Source organism: Microbacterium meiriae (assembly GCF_025143875.1).
In the GTDB taxonomy this organism is placed as follows: Bacteria; Actinomycetota; Actinomycetes; order Actinomycetales; family Microbacteriaceae; genus Microbacterium; species Microbacterium meiriae.
On the sequence record NZ_JAMBDU010000025.1, the window covers coordinates 47,649 to 53,939 of the forward strand.

Genomic DNA, 6,291 nt, shown 5'->3' on the forward strand with positions numbered 1-6,291 from the left:
GGAGGCTGTCATCATGGAGAGCAGTCGGACAGTGCCGTCAGCACGGGAACTCGGAGGGACCATGTCGCGCCAGCGTCAGGACCAGCTCCTCGCCGCGCTGCTGCGCGAGGAGGGCTGGGCGACCGCAGGCACGCTGGCCGATCTCCTGGGTGTGACCCCGCGGAGCATCCGCTCCTACGTCGCGGCACTGAACGCCCGCACGCCGGGCGCCGCGGTCGTCGAGTCCGGCCCCGCGGGCTATCGGGCGGGCCCCGGCGCCCGCGGCGCGCTGCGCGTCCGGCAGGGCGGCGACTCCGCCCCGCGCGAACGGCTGCACGCCCTCGTCCGGCTGCTCCTGGACGAGCCGGAGGGGATCGACGTCTTCGACACCGCGGATGCGCTGCACGTGAGCGAGGCGACGCTGGAGGCGGACCTGGTCCGCGTCCGCGGTCTCCTCGACGGGGCCGACCTGACGCTCGACCGGGCCCGTGAGCGGGTGCGGCTCCACGGAGACGAGGCCGCCCAGCGCCGCCTGCTCAGCCGCCTCGCCCACGACGAGATGGACGACGCGTCGTTCCACCCGGAGATCTTCCGGCGGGCCCTCTCCGGGACCGCGGTCGATGCGCAGGCGGTCGGACCCTTCAAGTCGGCCCTCGTGCGCGAGCTCGGCGAACTCGGCTACTACGTCAACGAACTCGCGATCGCCGACGTGCTCCTGCACATCGCGATCGCCGCCGAGCGGGTGGCCGCCGGCCGTGCTCTCGAGGCACCCCCCGTGGGAGCTCGACCGGAGATCCCGCGGGTGGGAGCGGTGCTCGCCGGCCTCGCCGCCGAGCACTTCGCCGTGGTCCTGGGCGAGGGCGACAGCGGTCACCTCGCCTCCCTGGTCCTGACGCGGATCGTCGCGCCGGGTGGCGAGGCGGCGCAGGAGCTCGCCCGCAGCGGCGTCGCCCCGGACGTGGAGGCGGCGGTCAGAGCGGAGATCGCGCGGGCCGCGGAGGACTACCGCGTCGACCTCGTCGACGAGACGTTCGTGCTCCGCCTCGCGCTGCACGTGCAGAACCTCCTGCGCCGCGCCGAGGAGAGCGCCCTCACCCGGAACCCGCTGACCCGCTCGCTGAAGACGACCTATCCGATGATCTTCGAGGTGGCGGTGTCGATCGCGAGCGGTCTGCACGACCGGCTCGGCACGCCCATCCACGACGACGAGATCGCCTACATCGCCATGCACGTCGGGGGACGGCTGGAGCGGAGCCGCAAGGCGGAGTCCATCCTCACCGCGACCATCGTCTGCCCCGGCTACTACGAACTCCACGAACTCCTGCGTTCGAGCGTGGACCGCTCGCTGGGTTCCGCGATCGAGGTCACCAGCGTCGTCACCAACGTCGACCCGGACTGGGCGTCGTTCGACACCGACCTCGTGCTGAGCACGATCGAACCCGGGGCTTCCGGCGACCGGTTCGTGCGCATCCAGCCGTTCCTCACGGACGCCGACGTCGACCGCATCCAGCAGGCCGCAGGGCGGCTGCGCCGCGGTCGACGGCTCGCCCGACTCCGGGAGGAGCTCGCGCGCTACTTCCACCCCGATGCCTTCGTGCACCCGCTCCCTGACGAGGGCGAGGAGGCCATCATCCGGCGGCTCGGCGCGCCGCTGATCCGGGCCGGTCTGATCGGCGACGACTACGTGGAGAACACGATCGTGCGCGAGCGCATGTCCTCCACCGCGTTCACCGACGCGCTCGCCGTGCCGCACGCGCTGCAGATGACCGCGACCCGGACGGCGATCGCGCTCGGCGTCGCGGACGGGTCGGCGGCATGGGGGGACGGACGCGTGCAGGTCGTCGCGCTCGCCGCCTTCAGCGAGAGCGACAGGGCGGCTTTCCAGACCGTGTTCGAGCAGCTCGTCGAGGTGTTCAGCGAGCGGGAGAGCGTGCAGCGGATCGTCCGCCGCGGGGTGACCTTCGAGGGCTTCCTCGACGAGCTCGTCGCCGTGATCGACGGCTGAGACTCAGGCGTCGGGCGCGAGCACCAGGGCGAGCTGCGCGAGGACGCGCTCGGACGACGGACCCGGCGCCGTCTCCAGGGTCACGGCGTCCCCGGGGGCGAGGGCGAGGTCCATCACCGCGAGGACGCTGCGCAGATCCACGGCCGTGCCGCCGGCGGTGCGCAGCGTGACCGGGAGCTCGTGCGCCTGCGCGAGGCGCACGAGCTCCGCGACCGGTCGTGCGTGCACCCCGTTGTGGGCGCTGACGACGACGTGGCGGACGGGCATGGTCAGGAGCGCTCGTCCAGGAGGACCCGGACACCGGCCTCCAGCTCGGCGACGGCGGCCGCCGCACCCTCCGCGGAGTCGGCTGCGGCGTCGATGTAGACCTTGAGCTTCGGCTCTGTTCCGCTCGGGCGCACGATGACCCGGGATCCGTCGGAGAGCCGGTACCGCAGCACGTCCCCGGAGGGCTGCCCCGGTGCGCTCTGCAGCAGGTCCTCGGTCGACGCGATCGAGCGTCCGCCGATCTGCGTGGGCGGAAGCGAGCGCAGCGACAGCATCACCGTGCCGATGAGCGACAGGTCAGCCACCCGCACCGACACCTGGGAGCTCGCGAAGTGACCGTACGTGTCGCCCACCTCGCGGACGAGGTCGGCGAGGGTCAGCCCGCGCTCCTGCGCCTCGGCGGCCAGCCCGAGCACGGCGACCGCGGCGGAGATGCCGTCCTTGTCGCGCACGGTCTCGGGGTTGACGAGGTAGCCCAGGGCCTCCTCGAAGCCGAAGACGATGCCGGGAGCCCGCGAGATCCACTTGAACCCGGTGAGCGTCTCGTGGAAGTCCAACCCGTGGTGGGCGGCGATGGCGCCGAGCCCGGGGGAGGAGACGAGCGAGCACGCGAGCGAGGCTCCGGGAGTTCCGGCCGCGGCACGCGCGGCGCGGGCGCCGAGCAGCAGTCCGACCTCGTTGCCGGTCAGACGTCGCCAGCCGTCCGCGGCGGTGTCGTCGGGGACGGCCACGGCGAGCCGGTCGGCGTCCGGATCGTTGGCGAGGATGAAGTCCGCCTTCGCCCTCCGGGCCGTGGCGAACGCCAGGTCCATGGCGCCCGGCTCCTCCGGGTTGGGGAAGGACACCGTGCGGAACGTCGCGTCCGGGTGGAGCTGCTCGTCGACCACGATCGGCCGCGGGTAGCCGGCAGCGTCGAGGATGCGCGCGAACGTCTCCCAGCCGACGCCGTGCATCGCGGTGTAGACCCAGCGCAGGCGGCGGCCTGCCGCGGGTGCGGGGGCGACGGCCGCGGTGGCGGCGACGTAGGCCTGGACGAGATCCTCGCCCGCGGTCTCGTAGGCGGTGGACCGCGGCAGGGTCCGCACGTCTCCGCCGTCTGCGACGCGCTGGATGTGCGCAGCGATCTCGGCGTCGGCGGGAGCCACGATCTGCGAGCCGTGATCCGCGCCGCCGAGGTACACCTTGTAGCCGTTGTCGTCCGGCGGGTTGTGGCTCGCGGTCACCATCACGCCGGCGTCGGCGCCGAGGTGCCGCACCGCGAAGGCCAGCACGGGGGTGGGGAGCAGGCGGGGGAGCAGGATCGCGCGCAGGCCGGCACCGGCGAACAGCTCCGCGGAGTCCTGGGCGAACACCCGGGAGTTGCGGCGGCCGTCGTAGCCGATCACCACGGTCGGGGTCGCGCCCGCGGCCCGCTCGCGCAGATACGCCGCGAAGCCCGCCGCGGCCTGGGAGACGAGCACCCGGTTCATCCGGTTGCTTCCTGCCCCCAGGGCGCCGCGCAGTCCGGCCGTGCCGAACGCGAGACGGCTGCCGAAGCGGTCGTCGAGCTCCGCCGTGGCGGCCTCATCCCCGGAGGCGGCGCGAGTGATGATGCCGGCCAGCTCGTCGCGGGTCTGCGGGTCGGGGTCCTGGCGCAGCCAGGCGCGGGCCTGGGCGAGCCGCTCCTCGCTCACAGGGCCTCGACCACCCGGGCCAGCAGGTCGGAGATCACCGGCTCCGCCTCGCGTCCGGCCTCGATGACCTCGGCGTGGCTGAGCGGGGTCTGCTGGATCCCGGCCGCGAGGTTCGTGATGAGCGAGAACCCGAGGATCTCCATGCCGGCCTCGCGCGCCGCGATCGCCTCGAGCGCGGTCGACATGCCGACGATGTGGCCGCCGATGTGCTTGGCCATCTGCACCTCGGCCGGGGTCTCGTAGTGCGGGCCGCGGAACTGCGTGTAGACGCCCTCGTCGAGGGTGGGGTCGACCGTACGGGCGATGTCGCGCAGGCGCTTCGCGTAGAGGTCGGTGAGGTCGATGAACGTCGCGCCCTCCAGCGGGGAGTCGGCGGTGAGGTTGATGTGGTCGCTGATCAGCACGGGCTGGCCGGGCTTCCAGGTCTCCTTGATGCCGCCGGCGCCGTTGGTGAGCACCATGATCTTCGCGCCGGTGGCTGCGGCGGTGCGGACGCTGTGCACGACCCGGCGGACGCCGTGGTCCTCGTAGTAGTGCGTGCGGGCACCGATGACGAGGATGTTCTTCCCGCCGGGCGTCCGGATGCTGCGCAGCGTGCCGACGTGGCCCTCCAGAGCGGGCTTCGAGAACCCGGTGACCTCGGTGGCGGGGATCGTCGCCACGGTCTCGCCGATGAGGTCGGCGGCCTTGCCCCAGCCGCTGCCGAGCGTGAGGGCGATGTCGTGCTTCTCGACGCCGGTCAGCCGCGCGATGTCGGCGGCGGCTTCGGCTGCGACCTCGAACGGGTTCGCAGCGGGGTCGTCGAGGGGGTTGCTGTGGGTTTCAGGCATGGATCCACTCTAGGAAGTGGCAGGCTCCGGTGCCAGGATTGCGGAAGAATGGAGAGCATGTCTTCCACCACTTTCGAGCGCACTCAGCGCGTCGCCGTCCTCGGCGGCGGACCCGGCGGTTACGAGGCGGCCCTGGCGGCCGCCCAGCTCGGAGCGGAGGTCACCCTCGTCGAGCGCGTCGGTGTCGGCGGATCCGCCGTGCTCACCGACGTGGTGCCCTCGAAGAGCCTCATCGCGACGGCGGACGCCGCGGTCGCCATCTCCGAGGCCAGCGACCTCGGCGTGAACTTCTACGCCAAGGGCGAGAACGGCAAGCCCCTCAAGCCGGAGATCGCCATCAACCTCGCGGCGGTGAACAAGCGCCTCGTGGCGCTGGCCGGTCAGCAGTCCGAGGACATGCGCACCACCCTCCTCGACGCAGGCGTGCGCATCCTCTCCGGTCACGGCCGTCTGGAGGGTCCGAACGCCATCGTCGTCTCCACGGGCGAGCGGGGCACGGACTTCGACCGCGTCGAGGCCGACACCATCGTCGTCGCGGTCGGCGCCTCGCCGCGCGAACTCGACTCCGCCAAGCCCGACGGCAAGCGCATCCTCACGTGGACCCAGCTCTACGACATGAAGGCGCTGCCCGAGCACCTCATCGTCGTCGGCTCCGGCGTGACCGGTGCCGAGTTCGCCTCCGCCTACATGAACCTCGGGGCGAAGGTCACGCTCGTCTCCAGCCGCGAGCAGGTCCTCCCCGGCGAGGACCAGGATGCGGCGCGCGTGCTCGAGAAGGTGTTCAAGCGCGGCGGCATGCAGGTGCTGTCCAAGTCGCGCGCCGAGAAGGTCGAGGTCACCGGAGACGGTGTCACGGTGACCCTGTCCGACGGTCGCACTGTCGAGGGCAGCCACTGCCTCATGGCGGTCGGCTCGATCCCGAACACGGCCGGCATCGGTCTGGAGGAGGCCGGTGTCGAGCTCGACGACTCCGGACACGTCCGCGTGAACCGCGTCGCGCGCACCTCGGTGCCGAACGTGTACGCGGTCGGGGACTGCACGAACTTCTTCCCCCTGGCCTCGGTGGCCTCGATGCAGGGTCGCACGGCGGTGTTCCACGCGCTGGGCGACATCGTCATCCCGCTCGAGCTCATCAAGATCACCTCCAACATCTTCACCGCGCCGGAGATCGCGACCGTCGGCTACGGCGTCAAGGACGTGGAGGACGGCCTCGCGGACGGCATGGTCTACAAGCTCCCGCTCGCCGCCAACCCGCGCGCGAAGATGATGGGCATCAAGGACGGCTTCGTCAAGCTCATCGCGCGCAAGGGCTCCGGCACCGTGATCGGCGGCGTGATCGTGGCACCGAAGGCCTCCGAGCTCATCTACCCCATCGCGATCGCGGTCGAGCGTCGCCTCACCGTCGACCAGGTCTCCCGGGTCTTCGCCGCGTACCCCTCGCTCTCGAGCAGCATCACCGACGCGAGCCGCGCGATGCACCTCGTGAACATCTCCTGACCCGAGACCCCGCGCAATCGCCGAGACCCCGGGCTGCAGA

General features: G+C 72.0%; 5 protein-coding genes. 2 read left to right on the forward strand and 3 right to left on the reverse strand.

Annotated elements, in window-relative coordinates:
- Positions 1–61: 61 nt before the first annotated feature.
- Positions 62–1,984, forward strand: coding sequence for a BglG family transcription antiterminator (locus tag M4D53_RS14160; RefSeq protein WP_259954621.1), 1,923 nt, complete (start codon positions 62–64; stop codon positions 1,982–1,984).
- Positions 1,985–1,987: 3 nt separating this feature from the next.
- Here M4D53_RS14160 and M4D53_RS14165 read toward each other — a convergent pair whose 3' ends face one another.
- Genes M4D53_RS14165 through M4D53_RS14175 form a run of 3 tightly spaced genes read right to left on the reverse strand, consistent with a single transcriptional unit; the run spans position 1,988 to position 4,754 of the window.
- Positions 1,988–2,251 (reverse strand): HPr family phosphocarrier protein, encoded by a 264-nt coding sequence (locus M4D53_RS14165; RefSeq protein ID WP_259954622.1) that lies wholly within the window; start codon positions 2,249–2,251, stop codon positions 1,988–1,990.
- A gap of 2 nt (positions 2,252–2,253) precedes the next feature.
- Positions 2,254–3,924, reverse strand: a complete 1,671-nt coding sequence (locus M4D53_RS14170; protein WP_259954623.1) for a phospho-sugar mutase — start codon at positions 3,922–3,924, stop codon at positions 2,254–2,256.
- Positions 3,921–4,754 carry a purine-nucleoside phosphorylase gene (locus M4D53_RS14175; protein ID WP_259954625.1) on the reverse strand — a complete coding sequence of 278 codons (834 nt, stop codon included), beginning with the start codon at positions 4,752–4,754 and terminating at the stop codon, positions 3,921–3,923. Before M4D53_RS14175 ends, M4D53_RS14170 begins: the two co-directional genes overlap by 4 nt.
- Before the next feature lie 48 nt (positions 4,755–4,802).
- On the opposite strand from M4D53_RS14175, the gene M4D53_RS14180 reads away from it, so the two are divergent.
- The gene (locus tag M4D53_RS14180) at positions 4,803–6,251 is read left to right on the forward strand and encodes an NAD(P)H-quinone dehydrogenase (RefSeq protein WP_025105680.1); all 1,449 of its coding nucleotides are present in this window, start codon (positions 4,803–4,805) and stop codon (positions 6,249–6,251) included.
- Positions 6,252–6,291: the final 40 nt, after the last annotated feature.